Genomic DNA, 16,686 nt, shown 5'->3' with positions numbered 1-16,686 from the left:
CCCGCCCCACCCGGCCTCGCTCCGCTCAGCCCCCCTCCCCGGAAGGGGGAGGGAGAAAATACGCATTGTTTTGAGAACCTTTCTCAATGTCCGCGTCGAGGGTGTGGACACATGGACGGTGCGCGATGAGCGGACTATAGGCACGATTGCCGCAGCAGGCTTTCGCCGCGCGCGCAGGGGCCCTGTGAGCCGCTGCGTCTGCCGCGCGAAGGCGCAACCGGATTGTCGGGCGGCGCTGACCAGAGGAAAACTCTCCATGCCGTCCACCGACAGCTTCAACACCCGCCAGGACCTTTCCGTCGGGCGCAAGAAATACGCCTATTACAGCCTTCCGGCCGCCGAGGAAGCGGGTCTGACCGGGATTTCCCGTCTGCCGCGCTCGATGAAGGTGCTGCTGGAGAACCTGCTGCGCAACGAAGACGGCGTCTCGGTGACGCAGGACGACCTGAAGGCCGTCGCCGCCTGGGTCGAGAACAAGGGCTCGGTCGAGCACGAGATCGCCTTCCGCCCAGCCCGCGTCCTGATGCAGGACTTCACCGGGGTTCCCGCCGTGGTCGATCTGGCCGCCATGCGCGACGCCATGAGCGCCCTGGGCGCCGACGCCGCCAAGATCAACCCGCTGGTCCCGGTCGATCTGGTCATCGACCACTCGGTCATGGTCGATCACTTCGGCACGGCCAAGGCTTTCGGCCAGAACGTCGAGCGCGAATATGAGCGCAACATCGAGCGCTACAACTTCCTGCGCTGGGGTTCGTCGGCCTTCAACAACTTCCGCGTCGTGCCCCCCGGCACCGGCATCTGCCACCAGGTGAACCTGGAGAACCTAGCCCAGACCGTCTGGACCCTGGACGAAGGCAAGAAGACCGTCGCCTATCCCGACACCGTCGTCGGCACTGACTCGCACACCACCATGATCAACGGCCTGGCCGTTCTGGGTTGGGGCGTCGGCGGCATCGAGGCCGAGGCCGCCATGCTGGGCCAGCCGATCCCGATGCTGATCCCCGAGGTCATCGGCTTCAAACTGACCGGCCGCCTGCCGGAAGGCACGACCGCGACCGACCTGGTGCTGACCGTCACCCAGATGCTGCGCAAGAAGGGCGTGGTCGGCAAGTTCGTGGAATTCTTCGGCGACGCCCTGCCGAACATGACCATCGAGGACCAGGCGACCATCGCCAACATGGCCCCGGAATACGGCGCCACCTGCGGCTTCTTCCCCGTCTCGGCCGCCACCATCGGCTATCTGACCGCCACCGGCCGCGACAAGGCGCGCGTCGCCCTGGTCGAAGCCTACGCCAAGGCGCAAGGCCTGTGGATCGACGAGACCTCGGAAGACCCGGTCTTCACCGACGTTCTGGAACTAGACCTGGCCACCGTCGTGCCGTCGCTGGCTGGACCGAAGCGTCCGCAGGACCGCGTCGAACTGACCACCGCCGCCCCGGCCTTCGAAACCGCCCTGGTCGACGTCTTCGCCCGTCCGACCGACGCCCCGCGCGCGGCCGTCGAGGGTGAGAAGTTCACCGTCGGCGACGGCGACGTGGTCATCGCCGCCATCACCTCCTGCACCAACACCTCCAACCCGTCGGTGCTGATCGCGGCCGGTCTGGTGGCGCGCAAGGCCCATGCGCTGGGCCTGAAGGCCAAGCCCTGGGTCAAGACCTCGCTGGCCCCCGGTTCGCAGGTCGTCACCGACTATCTGACCGACGCCGGCCTGCAGAAGGACCTGGACGCTCTGGGCTTCAACCTGGTCGGCTACGGCTGCACCACCTGTATCGGCAACTCGGGTCCGCTGGATCCGGCGATCTCGAAGGCGATCAACGATAACGCCCTGGTCGCGACCTCGGTCCTGTCGGGCAACCGCAACTTCGAAGGCCGGGTGAACCCGGACGTCCAGGCCAACTATCTGGCCTCGCCCCCGCTGGTCGTGGCCTACGCCATCGCCGGCTCGATGCGGATCGACATCACCAAGGACGCCATCGGCCAGGACAAGAAGGGCAATGACGTCTTCCTGAAGGACATCTGGCCGACCTCGCAGGAGATCGCCGACATCCAGAAGAAGTCGGTCACCCCGGCCATGTTCGCCAAACGCTACAAGGACGTGTTCAAGGGCGACAAGCACTGGCAAGCGATCAAGGTCACGGGCGGCCAGACCTATGAGTGGGACGACGCCTCCACCTATGTCGCCAACCCGCCGTACTTCGAAGGCCTGTCGATGGACCTGACCCCGGTCCAGGACATCGTCGAGGCCCGCGTTCTGGCCATCTTCGGCGACTCGATCACCACCGACCACATTTCTCCGGCCGGTTCGATCAAGAAGACCTCGCCCGCCGGCGTCTATCTGACGAACCACGGCGTCGAGGCGGCCGAGTTCAACAGCTACGGCGCCCGTCGCGGCAACCACGAAGTCATGATGCGCGGCACCTTCGCCAATATCCGCATCAAGAACCGGATCACGCCCGAGATCGAAGGCGGCGTGACCAAGCACTTCCCGTCGAACGACACCATGTCGATCTATGACGCCGCCATGCGGTACCAGTCGGAAGGCCGGCCGCTGGTCGTCTTCGCCGGCAAGGAATACGGCACCGGCTCGTCGCGCGACTGGGCGGCCAAGGGCACGCGCCTGCTGGGCGTCCGCGCGGTCATCGCCGAAAGCTTCGAGCGCATCCACCGTTCGAACCTGGTCGGCATGGGCGTGGTGCCGCTGCAGTTCAAACAGGACGGCTGGCAGAAGCTGGGCCTGACCGGCGAGGAAATCGTCACCATCCGCGGCCTGTCCGACGCCAATGTCGGCAAGCTGCGTCCGCGTCAGGACCTGTGGGTCGAGCTGTTCCGTCCGTCGGACGGCAAGATGGCCCGCTTCCCGGTCCGCTGCCGCATCGATAACCAGACCGAGATGGACTATCTGCTGGCCGGCGGCGTCATGCCCTACGTCCTGCGCAACCTGGCCCGCGGCCCGGAAACCGAGGCGCCGATCGCGGCTGAATAATCCGGCGACTGATCGCTGAAACAGAAGGGCCGGCGGAGCGATCCGTCGGCCCTTTTCATGCCAAAGGGCGTCAGCCTGAGAACGCTCGCGCATAGCGGCCCGGTGCATGACCCACATATCGGCTGAACGCGGTGCTGAAGGTGCTGGCGGAACTGTAGCCGACCTTTTCCGCGATCTCCGAAAGGCTCATGTCGCGGCGGCGCAGCAAGTCTTTCGCGAGGGCCATTCGCCAGCCTAGGAGATATTCCATCGGCGATACGCCGACGATGCGGGAGAACCGATCAAAGAAGGCCGACCGGGAAAGCGCCGCCTCCTTCGCCAAGGCGGCGATCGTCCAGGCGTGGGCGGGCTCGCCATGCATGCGCCGTATGGCCGTCGAGACCCGTGTGTCCGCCAGTCCGCGCAGAAGGCTGGGCGGCGCCTCGTCCGCGCGAAGGCTCCGCAGCGCCTCCACCAGCACCACCTCGACGAGCCGTGAGAGTATGAGGTCACGACCAGGCCGATGTTCGCGGGCCTCCTCGCCGGTCAACCGTATCAGCAAGGACAGTCGCGGCGTGTCGCGGATGTGCACGAGCGGGGGCAGTCGCGCGACCAGCAGGTCCGCGTCGGGCGAATCGAAGATGAAATAACCGCCGAGCAAACGGACGTCGGGATCGCCGTCGGGAAGCCCATGACGAACGTCTTCGATGGGCGTTGATGCGACCGTGGGATCAATGATCGCCGGAATGACCGACGCGAGGCCGGAAATCACGAAGCCAGGGGTGGCCGGCAGAAGCACGAAGTCGCCCATTTGGAGCGTGATCGATTCCCGGCCATCGACCTTCAGTCGACATCTTCCTTCCAGAACCGTGCAGAAGCTTGGGTGGCCGAATTCGGCGTATTGAACGCCCCAGGCGCCAGCGCCGCTAATTCCCTTGGTGAAGACGGCTCGAGGTCTGAGCAGCGAGACGACTTCGGAAAGGGGATCACTCATGAACCGGACGATATGAGATTAAAGGCGGACTTATCATTGTAGATCGTATCGATCACGCCCGCCTAAGGTCCGGCTTCAAACATGCAGGAGACCCCGCCATGAAGACTGTCCTGATCACCGGCTGTTCCTCGGGCTACGGCCTGGAGACGGCGCGCCGCTTCCTCACCCAGAATTGGAACGTCATCGCGACGATGAGATCGCCGCGCTCCGGTATTCTGCCGGAGTCCGACCGGCTTCGAATCCTGCCGCTTGATGTCACCCGAGCCGAGAGCATAACGGCAGCGCTGGAGGAGGCAGGCCCCATTGACGCGCTCGTGAACAACGCCGGCATCGGCGTGATCGGCGCGCTGGAGGCCACACCCATGTCCAAGACCCGCGAAGTGTTCGAGACGAACACGTTCGGCGTGATCGCGATGACGCAGGCCGTGACGCCCCAGTTCCGCGCGCGGAAAGCGGGCGTGATCGTCAACGTGACCTCCAGCGTGACGCTGGCGCCAATGCCCCTCGCGTCAGTTTACACGGCCAGCAAGATGGCGATCGAGGGATTCACCGCATCGCTCGAACATGAACTCCGCGCCTTCAACGTTCGGGTCAAGTTGGTCGAACCCGGCTATGGCCCCACGACGCGCTTCTCGCAAAACAGCGACATTCGCCTCGAGGACGTCATCCCCGAACCGTATGCGGCCTTCGCCAAACCGGTGCTCGCGGCTTTCGCTCAGCCGGAGATGGTGACGACCGAGGCGGAAGTCGCAGACGCCGTATGGCGCGCCGCGAACGATGAAACCGGCCGGCTGCGCTTCCCCGCAGGGGCCGATGCGGTGGCATTATTCGGGCGGCGCTAGCGCGGCCAGGGTCGGGGCGAAGGCGACGATCAATCCAGTTTCAGCGCCTCGGCCAGCAGCCGAGCCTCGGCGGCGCGGCTGGAGCCGGAGCGCCAGGCGACGACGATTTCGCGGTGGGGGGGGACGCCGTCGGCCTGGTTCTCGAAGGCGCGGATGACGACGGAAGGGGTGTCGGCCAGGCCGGCCTGAACCGCCATCTTGGGCAGGAAGCTGACCCCCAGGCCCGAGCCGACCATCTGGATCAGGGTGTGCAGGCTGGTGGCGGCGAAGACGTCGTCGCCGCGCGGGGCCTCGATGTCCAGCGCCGCCAGGGCGTGGTCGCGCAGGCAGTGGCCGTCTTCCAGCAGGATCAGGTCCTCGGCCCGCAGCGAGCCGGGCCGGATGGGGCCTGGCGCGGCCAGGGCGTGGTCGTGGGGGGCGGCGGCCATGATCTCGTCGTCGCCGATGCGGGCGTGTTCGACGCCCGGCGCCTCATAGGGCAGGGCGATGACGGCGGCGTCGATCTGGCCGGCCTTCAGGGCGGCGATCAGACGGGGCGTCAGATCCTCGCGGATGAACAGCTTCAGGTTCGGATAGGCGATCTTCAGCGACGGCAGCTTGGCGGGCAGCAGAAAGGGGGCCACGGTCGGGATGACGCCCAGGCGGAATCGGCCCGACAGCAGCCGGCCGGCGTTCTTGGCCGCCTCGACCAGGTCCTCGGTCCGCGCCAGCACGTCCTCGGCTCGGCGCACGGCCTCGACCCCCACCGCAGTCATGATGACGGCGCCGCGCGCGCGCTCGACCACGGGGGCGCCCAGGATCCGTTCCAGCTCCTGCACCCCGGCGCTGAGGGCAGGCTGGCTGACGTGGGCGGCCTCGGCGGCGCGGGAGAAGCTGCCGTGTTCGGCGAGAAGCTTCAGATACTGGAGTTGACGCAGGGTGGGGAGCATTTTGGACGAATAGAGCCGGCCTATACAAAAATCAAAGATAATCGATTGGCCTTATGAAGCTGGACCGCGTTGAATAGCCACGTCAGCCGAGGGGCTATCGTCAACACGCCCGCCGCATCGCGCCATCACAGGGAAGACCGCCATGACCACCGAAGCCAAATGTCCGTTCTCAGCCGCAAAGACCGAGCCGGTGGCCGGGGGCGGGGTCCAGAACCGCGACTGGTGGCCGGGGCAGCTGCGCACCGACCTGCTGAACCAGCATTCGTCGCGCTCCAACCCGCTGGGCGAGGGGTTCAACTATCGCGAGGCCTTTTCCAAACTGGACTATGAGGCGCTGAAGAACGATCTGCGCCAGCTGATGACCGACTCGCAGGACTGGTGGCCGGCGGACTTCGGCCATTACGGGCCCCAGTTCATCCGCATGGCCTGGCACAGCGCGGGCACCTATCGCGTCGGCGACGGACGGGGCGGCGGCGGGCGCGGCCAGCAGAGGTTCGCCCCGCTGAACTCGTGGCCGGACAACGTCAACATCGACAAGTCGCGCCGCCTGCTGTGGCCCATCAAGCAGAAATACGGCCAGGCCATCTCCTGGGCCGACCTGCTGATCCTGACCGGCAATGTGGCGCTGGAGACCATGGGCTTCCGCACCTTCGGCTTCGGCGGGGGGCGCGAGGACACCTGGGAGCCGGATCAGGACGTCTACTGGGGCCGCGAAACCACCTGGCTGGGCGGCGACGAGCGCTATGCGCGCGGCTCGCACGGCGTGGACAAGCCGGCTGACGAGGCCGTGCTGGTGATCGACGACAACGCGGACGGTCGTGAGCATACTCGCGATCTGGAGAACCCGCTGGCGGCGGTCCAGATGGGCCTGATCTACGTCAACCCGGAAGGCCCGGACGGCAATCCCGATCCGATCGCGGCGGCGCGCGACATCCGCGACACCTTCGCGCGGATGGCGATGAACGACGAGGAGACGGTCGCCCTGATCGCCGGCGGCCACACCTTCGGCAAGACCCACGGCGCCGGCCCGGCCGACCATGTCGGACCCGAGCCCGAGGCCGAAGGCCTGGAGGCGCAGGGCCTGGGCTGGGCCTCCAGCTTTGGTAGCGGAAAGGCCGGGGACGCCATCACCAGCGGCCTGGAAGTGACCTGGACCCAGACCCCGGCCCAGTGGAGCAACTTCTTCTTCGAGAACCTGTTCGCCTTCGAATGGGAGCTGGAGAAGTCGCCGGCCGGGGCCCACCAGTGGGTGGCCAAGGATGCGGGCTTCATCATCCCCGACGCCCATGATCCGACCAAGATGCGTCGGCCGACCATGCTGACCACCGATCTGTCGCTGCGGTTCGACCCGGAATACGAGAAGATCTCGCGTCGCTTCCTGAACAATCCCCAGGCCTTCGCCGAGGCCTTCGCCCGCGCCTGGTTCAAGCTGACCCACCGCGACCTGGGGCCGCGCTCGCGCTACGTGGGCCCGGAAGTCCCCAGGGAGGAACTGGTCTGGCAGGATCCCGTGCCGGCCGTCGATCATCCGCTGATCGACGCCGGCGATGTGGCCACGTTGAAAGCCCAGGTGCTGGCCACGGGTCTGAGCGTTTCGGAACTGGTCGGCGTGGCCTGGGCCTCGGCCTCGACCTTCCGGGGCGGGGACAAGCGCGGCGGCGCCAACGGCGCGCGCATTCGCCTGGCGCCGCAGAAGGACTGGGCCGTCAATCAGCCCGAGCAGTTGGAGCGGGTGCTGAAGATGCTGGAAGGCGTGCAGTTCGCCTTCAACCAGGGCCAGGTCGGCGGCAAGAAGGTCTCGCTGGCCGACCTGATCGTGCTGGCCGGCGCCGCCGGCGTCGAACAGGCGGCGAAGGCGGCGGGACATGAGGTCGTCGTACCCTTCACGCCGGGACGGACGGACGCCAGCCAGGCCCAGACCGACGTCGAATCCTTCGGCTATCTGGAGCCGGTCGCCGACGGCTTCCGCAACTATCAGAAGGCCCGCTACGCCGTTCCCGCCGAATCCCTGCTGATCGACCAGGCCCAGCGTCTGACCCTGACCGCGCCCGAGATGACGGCGTTGATCGGGGGGCTGCGCGCCATCAACATCAACGTCGGTGGGGCGACCCACGGGGTGCTGACGGACCGGCCCGGCGCCCTGACCAACGACGTCTTCGTCAACCTGCTGGACATGGACGTGAAGTGGCAGGCGACCTCGGACGCCAAGGCGGTGTTCGAAGGCCGAGACCGCAAGACGGGCGAGGCGAAATGGACCGGCACGCGCGTCGATCTGGTGTTCGGCTCGAACGCCGTGCTGCGCGCCCTGGCCGAGGTCTACGCCGGGTCGGACGGCCAGAAGAAACTGGTCGAGGACTTCGTGGCGGCCTGGGCCCGGGTCATGGAGCTGGACCGGTTCGACCTGCACGGCTGATTTAAGCCGGAGTACAGGCGGCGAGGGGGCGGACGCATGCAGGCGTTCGCCCCCTCGCTGTGTCTGGGATCAGCGCAGCCTGATCTCGAACAGTTGCGGCCACCGTTTGCCGGTGACGAACAGGCGTTTGCCGCCTGCGTCCCAGGCGATGCCGTTCAGGACGTCGTCGTTCGGGTCCAGGCCCGCATCCTGGGGGACCAGGGCCGTCAGGTCGATGAAGGCCTTCACGACGCCGGTCTCCGGGTCGATGCGGGCGATGCGGTTGTCCTGCCACAGGTTGGCGAAGACCTCGCCGTCGATCCATTCCAGCTCGTTGATCTGGTCCAGCGGCTCGCCGTCGGCGGTGACGGAGATCCGGCCGGTCTCGGCCAGGGTGTCGGGATCGAGGAAGCGCAGCTGGTCCGTGCCGTCGCTCATGATCAGCCGCCGCCCGTCGGTGGTCAGGGCCCAGCCCTCGCCCGGATAGGAGAAGCCGCCCAGGGGCGAGAAGTCGTCCAGCTTCCAGATGAAGCCGATGTGGTTGCGCCAGGTCAGGCTGTAGAGCTTGCCGTTCAGCGTGGTCATGCCTTCGCCGAAATAGACGGTCGGCAGGTCACGCTGGCGCACCACCTCGCCCGTCTCGAGCTGAACCTGGCGGATGAAGGACGGGTAGAGGCCCGTGCTCTCGTACAGGGCGCCGTCGTGGAAGAAGAGGCCCTCGGTGAAGGCCGTCTTGTCGTGCGGATAGGCGCGGACGACTTCATAGGCCTGGACCGGAACCTCGGCCCGGGCCGGAAGGCCGCCGCCTGTCGCCAGCAGCAGGCCGGAGACGAGGCCGGCGAGGCGGAGCGACAGGCGACAGGTCATCGGCTCAGGCCTTCTCGGCGGCGGCTTCCGCCTCGGCCTTCCTGGCGCGGGCCTCGGCCTGGTTGGCCTGGGCGCGGGCGGCCGTGGCCTTTTCCTTCTTGGTGGCGGAGCGACGGCCCAGCATGTTCAGGGCCTCGACCCCGGCCGAGAAGGCCATGGCGGCGTAGATATAGCCCTTGGGCACATGATAGCCGAAGCCGTCGGCGATCAGCACCATGCCGATCATCAGCAGGAAGCCGAGGGCCAGCATGACGACGCTGGGGTTCTCGTTGATGAAATTGGCCAGCGGGTCGGCGGCCAGCAGCATCACGGTCACGGCGACCAGAACCGCCACCACCATGATCGGCAGGTGTTCGGTCATGCCGACGGCCGTCAGAATGGAGTCGATCGAGAAGACCAGGTCCAGTAGGATGATCTGGAAGATCGCTGCGCCGGCGTTGGTGATCATCACGTCCTTCTTGTCCATCACGTCGTGGGTGGGCGTGGGATCGACGGTGTGGTGGATCTCCTTGGTGGCCTTCCAGACCAGGAACAGGCCGCCCGCGATCAGGATCAGGTCCTTCCACGAGAATTCGTTGCCCATGAGGGTGAAGACCGGCTGAACCAGACCCACCAGCCAGGCGATGATCGACAACAGGGCCAGGCGCATGACCAGGGCCAGGCCGATGCCGATGCGCCGCACCTTCTGGCGCTGATGCTCGGGCAGTTTGTTCGACAGGATCGAGATGAAGATCAGGTTGTCGATGCCGAGCACGACCTCCATCACGATGAGCGTCACCAGCGCGGCCCAGGCGGCCGGGTCGGAGAGCAGGGGCGTAATGCTGTCGAGCATTTAGGTGTCCTAGGTGGAAAAGCGTCAGCGTTAAGCGCTAGGGCCGCCGCAGGTTCCGATCAAGCGGTCGGGGGCGGCGCAATGGTCGCACCCCGGCCCTCAGTTGTGCGATCATCTTTCGTCCGGCGCGACATCGACGACCAGGGGGAAATGGTCCGAGATCACCTGGCCGCTGAAGGAATCGGTGGGCACGCCGTAGCGTTCGACCGACAGGCCGGGAGCGACGAAGACATGGTCGATGGCGACGCCGTCATTATCCCTGGCGATGTCGAAGTCGTTGTAGGTGCCGGCGGGACCGAACACGACGGGGCTGACGGCGCGGGCGTCGCGCAGCCCGGCGGCGAGGACGCGGCGATAGGGGGCCGTGTCCGGCCCGGCGTTGAAATCCCCCATCAGCACCACCGCCGCCGTCACCCCCTCGACCGTCGCCGGGGCCAGATCGGCGGCCAGGGCGGCGCACTGTTCACGGGCGACCGCGCCGACATGGTCCATGTGGGCGTTGCGCACGTCCAGAAGCCGGCCGCTGGCCCGGTCGCGCAGCACGACGCGGGTCACGGTGCGCGGCAGGGCGGCGTCCCACCCCTTGGACGGACGGTCCGGCGTGGGCGAGCACCACAGGGTCTGGGTGCTGACCGCCTCGAATCGGGCGCGGCGCCAGAACAGGGTCGTCGTCTCGCCCGCCTGGGCGCCGTCGTCGCGGCCGACGCCGTAATGGTCATAGGCCGGCGCCTGATCGGCCAGATAGGCGACCATCGGAATCAGCGCCTCCTGAACCCCCAGGACGTCGGGATCGAAGAAGGCGATCTGGCGCGCCATGTGCGGCCGGCGCTGCAGCCAGTTCGGCGTGTCGTCGGGCGCGTCATAGCGGATGTTGTAGCTCATCAGCCGCACGGAGCGGGGAGCGTCCGCAGGGGCGGTCAGGCCGCCGGCCCGGGCGTGGGACGGGGCGGCGACGCAGGGCGCCAGGAGGGCGCAGGCGGCGGTGATCAGCAGCGGGTGCGGTTTCATCTCGGCTCTCGTCGGCAGGTCGGCCCGTGATTTCACATGGAGGGATGACCGGGGTGCGACACCCGATGCGACAGGGTGCGGCTTCATCACCCCTTCACACAATGTTGCGAGCAGCAAAACCCCGTGCTATCAGGCGCCCGGCTTGAAGGGGGCGTATTCACGAATACGGCCTCTGTCGTGCTTTCCGCAAGCATTTCAAGCTTTTGACCGTTGCGAGCCTCGCATTCGGTCGCGACCCTGACACAACGACCTCGGACCCTAATCAGTGGCTGATGATTTCAGAACGACGGAAGTCGGCGATCGCTACGCACAGGCGCTGTTTGATCTGGCGCTGGAAACCGGCCGCCTGGACGCTGTCCGTGCTGACCTGACGTCGTTGAAGGCCGCCTGGATCGAGAGCGCCGACCTGCGCCGCCTGGCGACCTCGCCGGTCATTTCGGCCGAGGATCAGGGCAAGGGCCTCGTCGCCATCGCCGCCAAGGCCAAGTTCGAACAGACCACCGCCAACTTCCTGGGCCTGCTGGCCCAGAACCACCGCGCGCGGGACCTGCCCCATGTGATCGCCGGGTTCGAAGCCCGCTACGCCAAGCACGCCGGCATCGTCGCCGCAGAGGTCGTTTCGGCCCAGGCGCTGGACGCCAAGCAGCTGGCCGCGATCAAGACCGCGCTGAACGCCAGCCTGGGCAAGGCGCCGGAACTGACCACGCGGGTCGATCCGGCCATCCTGGGCGGCCTGAAGATCAAGGTCGGCTCGAAACTGTTCGACGCCTCGCTGAAGACCAAGCTCGACCAGATGAAGTTCGCCCTCAAGCGAGCGTAAGCCCGCTCCCCGCCCCAAGAATGAAGCGCGCCTGATCGGCGCACCCGCAGAAGACTGAAGAACAGAGAGCCCGTCATGGACATCCGCGCCGCTGAAATCTCGGCCATCCTCAAGTCGCAGATCGCCAACTTCGGCGTCGAAGCCGATGTCTCCGACGTGGGCAGCGTGCTGTCGGTCGGCGACGGCATCGCCCGCATCCACGGTCTGGACAATGTCCAGGCCGGCGAAATGGTCGAGTTCACCAAGGCCGGCGTCAAGGGCATGGCCCTGAACCTGGAACGCGACAATGTGGGCGCCGTGATCTTCGGCGCCGACGCCGCCATCGCCGAGGGCGACGACGTGCGCCGCCTGGGCGAGATCGTGGACGTGCCGGTCGGCAAGGGTCTGCTGGGCCGCGTCGTCAACCCGCTGGGCGAGCCGATCGACGGCAAGGGCCCGATCCAGTTCACCGAGCGCCGCCGCGTCGACGTCAAGGCGCCGGGCATCATCCCGCGCAAGTCGGTCCACGAGCCGATGCAGACCGGCCTGAAGGCCATCGACACCCTGATCCCCGTCGGCCGCGGCCAACGCGAGCTGATCATCGGCGACCGTCAGGTGGGCAAGACCGCCGTCGCCATCGACACCATCCTGAACCAGAAGAACGTCAACAAGACCGACGACGAGAGCGCCAAGCTCTACTGCATCTACGTCGCCATCGGCCAGAAGCGTTCGACCGTCGCCCAGATCGTCAAGACCCTCGAAGAGGCCGGGGCGATGGAATACACCATCGTCGTCGCCGCCACGGCGTCGGAGCCGGCCCCGCTGCAGTTCCTGGCGCCCTTCTCGGGTACGGCCATGGGCGAATATTTCCGCGACAACGGCATGCACGGCCTGATCGTCTATGACGACCTGTCCAAGCAGGCTGTGGCCTATCGCCAGATGTCCCTGCTGCTGCGCCGCCCGCCGGGCCGCGAAGCCTATCCGGGCGACGTCTTCTACCTGCACAGCCGCCTGCTGGAACGTTCGGCCAAGCTGAACGAGGACTACGGTTCGGGCTCGCTGACCGCCCTGCCGCTGATCGAGACCCAGGCCAACGACGTCTCGGCCTATATCCCGACCAACGTCATCTCCATCACCGACGGCCAGATCTTCCTGGAATCCGACCTGTTCTACCAAGGCATCCGCCCGGCCGTGAACGTCGGCATCTCGGTGTCGCGCGTCGGCTCCTCGGCCCAGACCAAGGCGATGAAGAAGGTCGCCGGCACCATCAAGGGCGAGCTGGCCCAGTACCGGGAAATGGCCGCCTTCGCCAAGTTCGGCTCGGACCTGGACGCCTCGACCCAGAAGCTGCTGGCCCGCGGCGCCCGCCTGACCGAGCTGCTGAAGCAGCCGCAATACTCGCCGCTGGCGATGGAAGAACAGGTCGTCTCGGTCTACGCCGGCACGCGCGGCTATATCGACGGCATCGCCGTGAGCGACGTCGGCCGGTTCGAGAAGGAACTGCTGGCCCGCATCCATGCGAACCACGCCAGCCTGCTGGAAGGCATCCGCACCAAGAAGGACCTGACCTCGGATATCGAAGCCGAGCTCAAGGACATCCTGGCCGCCTTCGTCAAGACCTTCGCCTGAACCCCGCCGGTAGTTAGAGGAAGAGCAACGCCGGATGGCCAGCCTCAAGGAAATGCGCAATCGGATCGGAAGCGTGAAAGCCACGCAGAAGATCACGAAGGCCATGCAGATGGTCGCCGCGGCCAAGCTGAAACGCGCCCAGGACCAGGCCGAGAGCGCCCGGCCCTATGCGCGCAAGATGGCCTCGGTCATCGCCAACCTGGCCGCCGGCGTCTCGGGCGCCGACGCGCCCAAGCTGCTGGCCGGCACGGGTCAGGACCAGCGTCACCTGATCGTGGTGGCGACGGCGGACAAGGGTCTGGCGGGCGGTTTCTCGACCAACGTCATCCGCGCCGCACGCGAGCGGATCGGCAGCCTGATCGCCAACGGCAAGGACGTGAAGATCATCGCCGTCGGCCGCAAGTCGCGCGATCAGCTGACCCGTCTGTACGGCGACAAGGTGGTCCACACCTTCGAGCTGAGCGCCCAGAAGACCATCGGCCTGCCCCTGGCCCAGCCGGTCGCCGAAATGATCGCCACGGCGTTCGAGGACGGTCAGGCCGATGTGGTCACCCTGTTCTACAGCCAGTTCAAATCGGTGATCTCGCAGGTTCCGACCGGCAAGCAGCTGATCCCCGCCGTGGTCGAGGGCGACGCCGCCCCGATCGACCTGAACGGCGCGGTCTATGACTACGAGCCGTCGGAAGAGGAAATCCTCGAGACCCTGCTGCCGCGCAACCTGACGACCCAGATCCTGGCCGCCCTGTACGAGAACCAGGCGGGCTTCTTCGGGTCGCAGATGGCGGCGATGGACAACGCCACGCGCAACGCCGGCGACCTCATCAACGCCCTGACGCTGCAATACAACCGCAAGCGCCAAGCCCAGATCACCACCGAGCTGATCGAGATCATCGCCGGCGCCGAAGCCCTCTGATCCCGACCGAACAGACATTCCGATACGGACCCCAGCCATGACCGACACCGTCGCCCCCAAGAAGCCCGCCGCCCGCAAGCCGGCCGCCAAGAAGGCCGCTCCCGCAGCGGCTCCCGTCTCCGCCGTCGCCACGGGCAAGATCGCCCAGGTCATCGGCGCCGTCGTGGACGTCGAGTTCACCGGCCACCTGCCGGCGATCCTGAACGCCCTCCACACCCAGAACATCGACCAGAAGACGGGCGAGCCCTTCACCCTGGTGCTGGAAGTCGCCCAGCACCTCGGCGAGAACATGGTCCGCACCATCGCCATGGACACGACCGAGGGCCTGACGCGCGGCCAGGCCGTGTCGGACACCGGCACCTCGATCCAGACCCCGGTCGGACCGGGCGTGCTGGGCCGGATCATGAACGTCGTCGGCCAGCCGATCGATGAAGCCGGTCCGATCCAGACCACCCAGTACCGCCCGATCCACCGCGAGGCCCCGACCTTCGAGGAGCAGACCAACTCGTCGGAAATCCTGGTCACGGGCATCAAGGTCATCGACCTGATCTGCCCCTACACCAAGGGCGGCAAGACCGGCCTGTTCGGCGGCGCCGGCGTGGGCAAGACCGTGACCATGCAGGAACTGATCAACAACATCGCCAAGGCGTACGGCGGTTATTCGGTCCTGGCCGGCGTGGGTGAGCGCACCCGCGAAGGCAACGACCTGTATCACGAGATGATCGAGTCGAACGTGAACGTCGACCCGGCCAAGAACGGCGGCTCGACCGAGGGTTCCAAATGCGCCCTGGTCTACGGCCAGATGAACGAGCCTCCCGGCGCCCGCGCCCGCGTCGCCCTGACCGGCCTGGCTCAGGCTGAGTATTTCCGCGACGAAGAAGGCAAGGACGTGCTGCTGTTCGTCGACAACATCTTCCGCTTCACCCAGGCCGGTTCGGAAGTGTCGGCTCTGCTGGGCCGTATCCCGTCGGCCGTGGGCTATCAGCCGACGCTGGCCACCGAGATGGGCAACCTGCAAGAGCGGATCACCTCGACCAAGAAGGGCTCGATCACCTCGGTCCAGGCCATCTACGTCCCGGCCGATGACCCCACCGACCCGGCGCCCGCCGCCTCGTTCGCCCACTTGGACGCGACCACCATGCTGTCGCGTGACATCGCCGCCCAGGCCATCTTCCCCGCCGTCGATCCGCTGGACTCGACCTCGCGGATCATGGACCCGCTGGTCATCGGCGAAGAACACTACAACGTCGCCCGTTCGGTCCAGGAAGTCCTGCAGCAGTACAAGGGCCTGAAGGACATCATCGCCATCCTGGGCATGGACGAGCTGTCGGAAGAGGACAAGCTGGTCGTCTCGCGCGCCCGCAAGATCCAGCGCTTCCTGTCGCAGCCCTTCTTCGTGGCCGAGCAGTTCACCAACGCCCCCGGCAAGTTCGTCGAACTGGCCGACACCATCCGCTCGTTCAAGGGCATCGTCGCCGGCGAATACGACCACCTGCCGGAATCGGCCTTCTACATGGTCGGCGCCATCGAAGAGGCCGTCGCCAAGGCCGAGAAGATGGCGGCGGAAGCCTGATCATGAAGGCCGTCGTCAAAGCTTTAAGCCTCTGTGCGACGACGGCCGCAATCCTAGCCGCAACGTCTGTCTTGGCTCAGGACCGATTGCCGGCACGCTCAGCTGCCTCAGAAGCGGAGGCTTTGAAGCGGAGCAGACAGGCGGTCACTGAGATTTGCTATCCTGCGGTGTTGGAAGACAAGTCGTTCGAGGATTTGATTATGACGGCGGGGGCCGTTCGTGATCGCAATCCGCTTCGGCGGCTGTCGGGTGACAACAGTTACCCAGCTGAGGCGTGGCATTGGTCCGATAGCCCCCGCGTTCTGGTTTTCTGGGACGCGGCGCGAAAGGAATGCACGGTCGCGGCGTTGGAGGGCGATAGAGCTGTTACGACTAGTCTCTTCAGCGAAATCGTTGAACAGCGAGGTGGGCAGCTTGTTTCGTTCACCACTGGGGCGGCTTCCTCGCAGGGTGTTCGGGACTTGCCGATGGTTTTGTATGCCGTGCAGGACGCGCGCTTGGCGAGCAGCAGCCGCATGACCGCGTTCACTCAGCGCAACACCGGACCGGCTGTCATATTCAGTATTTCAAAGGCTGAGCCCAATGGCTTCTAAACTGAACTTCTCCCTCGTCTCGCCGGAACGCGAGGTCTTCTCGGGCCTGGTGGACCAGGTGGATGCGCCGGGCGTCGAGGGCGACTTCGGCGTCCTGCCGGATCACGCCCCCTTCATGACCGCCCTGCGCGAGGGTCTGGTGACCGTCTATGTCGGCGCCGCCCGGACCCAGTATGACGTCAAGGGCGGCTTCGCCGACGTCAACGGCGAAGGCCTGACCATCCTGGCCGAACAGGCGACCGAGGTCGTCGCGGCCTGATTCACACGCCGGATCGAACGATTTGAGGCCTCTCGTTTCGGCGGGGGGCCTTTTCGTTGGCGAACGCCTTGACCATCAGGTGTGGACCACGCAC

14 protein-coding genes are annotated in these 16,686 nt (G+C 66.4%); 9 read left to right on the top strand and 5 right to left on the bottom strand.

The genetic code is table 11. The features are described 5' to 3' along the window. Window positions 1-256 precede the first annotated feature (256 nt). A complete protein-coding gene (gene acnA / locus AC07NC_RS06090; RefSeq protein ID WP_494568931.1) occupies window positions 257-2,983 on the top strand; it encodes an aconitate hydratase AcnA in 2,727 nt (908 codons plus the stop codon). 70 nt (window positions 2,984-3,053) lie between these two features. Here acnA and AC07NC_RS06085 read toward each other — a convergent pair whose 3' ends face one another. Beyond that, a complete protein-coding gene (locus AC07NC_RS06085; protein WP_494568930.1) occupies window positions 3,054-3,956 on the bottom strand; it encodes an AraC family transcriptional regulator in 903 nt (300 codons plus the stop codon). 98 nt (window positions 3,957-4,054) lie between these two features. Between AC07NC_RS06085 and AC07NC_RS06080 the strand changes: the two genes are divergently transcribed. Further along, a complete protein-coding gene (locus tag AC07NC_RS06080; RefSeq protein WP_292150253.1) occupies window positions 4,055-4,798 on the top strand; it encodes an SDR family oxidoreductase in 744 nt (247 codons plus the stop codon). Between the two features lie 29 nt (window positions 4,799-4,827). Here the strand turns inward: AC07NC_RS06080 and AC07NC_RS06075 are convergent, their stop codons facing one another. Beyond that, a complete protein-coding gene (locus AC07NC_RS06075; RefSeq protein WP_292150252.1) occupies window positions 4,828-5,727 on the bottom strand; it encodes a hydrogen peroxide-inducible genes activator in 900 nt (299 codons plus the stop codon). A 142-nt stretch (window positions 5,728-5,869) separates the two neighbouring features. Between AC07NC_RS06075 and katG the strand changes: the two genes are divergently transcribed. Next, complete coding sequence (gene katG / locus AC07NC_RS06070) at window positions 5,870-8,140, top strand: catalase/peroxidase HPI (protein ID WP_494568929.1); 2,271 nt, start codon at window positions 5,870-5,872, stop codon at window positions 8,138-8,140. 69 nt (window positions 8,141-8,209) lie between these two features. Here the strand turns inward: katG and AC07NC_RS06065 are convergent, their stop codons facing one another. The 3 genes from AC07NC_RS06065 to AC07NC_RS06055 form a co-directional block, all read right to left on the bottom strand. Then, the gene (locus AC07NC_RS06065; protein ID WP_494568928.1) at window positions 8,210-8,986 is read right to left on the bottom strand and encodes a glutaminyl-peptide cyclotransferase; all 777 of its coding nucleotides are present in this window, start codon (window positions 8,984-8,986) and stop codon (window positions 8,210-8,212) included. A 4-nt stretch (window positions 8,987-8,990) separates the two neighbouring features. Further along, on the bottom strand, window positions 8,991-9,818 hold the full coding sequence (locus AC07NC_RS06060) for a TerC family protein (RefSeq protein WP_008260276.1): 828 nt from the start codon (window positions 9,816-9,818) through the stop codon (window positions 8,991-8,993). A 111-nt stretch (window positions 9,819-9,929) separates the two neighbouring features. Beyond that, the gene (locus AC07NC_RS06055) at window positions 9,930-10,826 is read right to left on the bottom strand and encodes an endonuclease/exonuclease/phosphatase family protein (RefSeq protein ID WP_494568927.1); all 897 of its coding nucleotides are present in this window, start codon (window positions 10,824-10,826) and stop codon (window positions 9,930-9,932) included. Window positions 10,827-11,091: 265 nt separating this feature from the next. Between AC07NC_RS06055 and AC07NC_RS06050 the strand changes: the two genes are divergently transcribed. From AC07NC_RS06050 to AC07NC_RS06025, 6 genes are all read left to right on the top strand, one after another. After that, a complete protein-coding gene (locus tag AC07NC_RS06050) occupies window positions 11,092-11,646 on the top strand; it encodes a F0F1 ATP synthase subunit delta (protein WP_008260465.1) in 555 nt (184 codons plus the stop codon). A gap of 75 nt (window positions 11,647-11,721) precedes the next feature. Continuing rightward, the gene (atpA, locus tag AC07NC_RS06045) at window positions 11,722-13,254 is read left to right on the top strand and encodes a F0F1 ATP synthase subunit alpha (RefSeq protein WP_008260776.1); all 1,533 of its coding nucleotides are present in this window, start codon (window positions 11,722-11,724) and stop codon (window positions 13,252-13,254) included. 34 nt (window positions 13,255-13,288) lie between these two features. Further along, complete coding sequence (locus AC07NC_RS06040) at window positions 13,289-14,167, top strand: F0F1 ATP synthase subunit gamma (protein ID WP_008263082.1); 879 nt, start codon at window positions 13,289-13,291, stop codon at window positions 14,165-14,167. Window positions 14,168-14,204: 37 nt separating this feature from the next. Further along, window positions 14,205-15,740, top strand: a complete 1,536-nt coding sequence (gene atpD / locus AC07NC_RS06035; RefSeq protein WP_035308966.1) for a F0F1 ATP synthase subunit beta — start codon at window positions 14,205-14,207, stop codon at window positions 15,738-15,740. Between the two features lie 2 nt (window positions 15,741-15,742). Beyond that, a complete protein-coding gene (locus AC07NC_RS06030; RefSeq protein WP_494568926.1) occupies window positions 15,743-16,333 on the top strand; it encodes a hypothetical protein in 591 nt (196 codons plus the stop codon). Then, complete coding sequence (locus AC07NC_RS06025) at window positions 16,323-16,592, top strand: ATP synthase F1 subunit epsilon (protein WP_494568925.1); 270 nt, start codon at window positions 16,323-16,325, stop codon at window positions 16,590-16,592. The genes AC07NC_RS06030 and AC07NC_RS06025 overlap by 11 nt, the downstream gene beginning before the upstream one ends. Window positions 16,593-16,686: the final 94 nt, after the last annotated feature.

This window comes from Brevundimonas sp. GW821-FHT10A07, from assembly GCF_059415785.1.
Note: the sequence above shows the minus strand (reverse complement) of the source record. Positions and strands in the feature narration are given on the sequence as shown.

Coding starts and splice junctions, on each gene's coding strand:
- AC07NC_RS06030 (WP_494568926.1), top strand. CDS start 15,743: ATGAAGGCCGTCGTCAAAGCTTTAAGCCTCTGTGCGACGACGGCCGCA.
- AC07NC_RS06060 (WP_008260276.1), bottom strand. CDS start 9,818: ATGCTCGACAGCATTACGCCCCTGCTCTCCGACCCGGCCGCCTGGGCC.
- AC07NC_RS06065 (WP_494568928.1), bottom strand. CDS start 8,986: ATGACCTGTCGCCTGTCGCTCCGCCTCGCCGGCCTCGTCTCCGGCCTG.
- AC07NC_RS06080 (WP_292150253.1), top strand. CDS start 4,055: ATGAAGACTGTCCTGATCACCGGCTGTTCCTCGGGCTACGGCCTGGAG.
- AC07NC_RS06025 (WP_494568925.1), top strand. CDS start 16,323: ATGGCTTCTAAACTGAACTTCTCCCTCGTCTCGCCGGAACGCGAGGTC.
- AC07NC_RS06085 (WP_494568930.1), bottom strand. CDS start 3,956: ATGAGTGATCCCCTTTCCGAAGTCGTCTCGCTGCTCAGACCTCGAGCC.
- atpA (WP_008260776.1), top strand. CDS start 11,722: ATGGACATCCGCGCCGCTGAAATCTCGGCCATCCTCAAGTCGCAGATC.
- atpD (WP_035308966.1), top strand. CDS start 14,205: ATGACCGACACCGTCGCCCCCAAGAAGCCCGCCGCCCGCAAGCCGGCC.
- katG (WP_494568929.1), top strand. CDS start 5,870: ATGACCACCGAAGCCAAATGTCCGTTCTCAGCCGCAAAGACCGAGCCG.
- AC07NC_RS06075 (WP_292150252.1), bottom strand. CDS start 5,727: ATGCTCCCCACCCTGCGTCAACTCCAGTATCTGAAGCTTCTCGCCGAA.
- AC07NC_RS06055 (WP_494568927.1), bottom strand. CDS start 10,826: ATGAAACCGCACCCGCTGCTGATCACCGCCGCCTGCGCCCTCCTGGCG.
- acnA (WP_494568931.1), top strand. CDS start 257: ATGCCGTCCACCGACAGCTTCAACACCCGCCAGGACCTTTCCGTCGGG.
- AC07NC_RS06040 (WP_008263082.1), top strand. CDS start 13,289: ATGGCCAGCCTCAAGGAAATGCGCAATCGGATCGGAAGCGTGAAAGCC.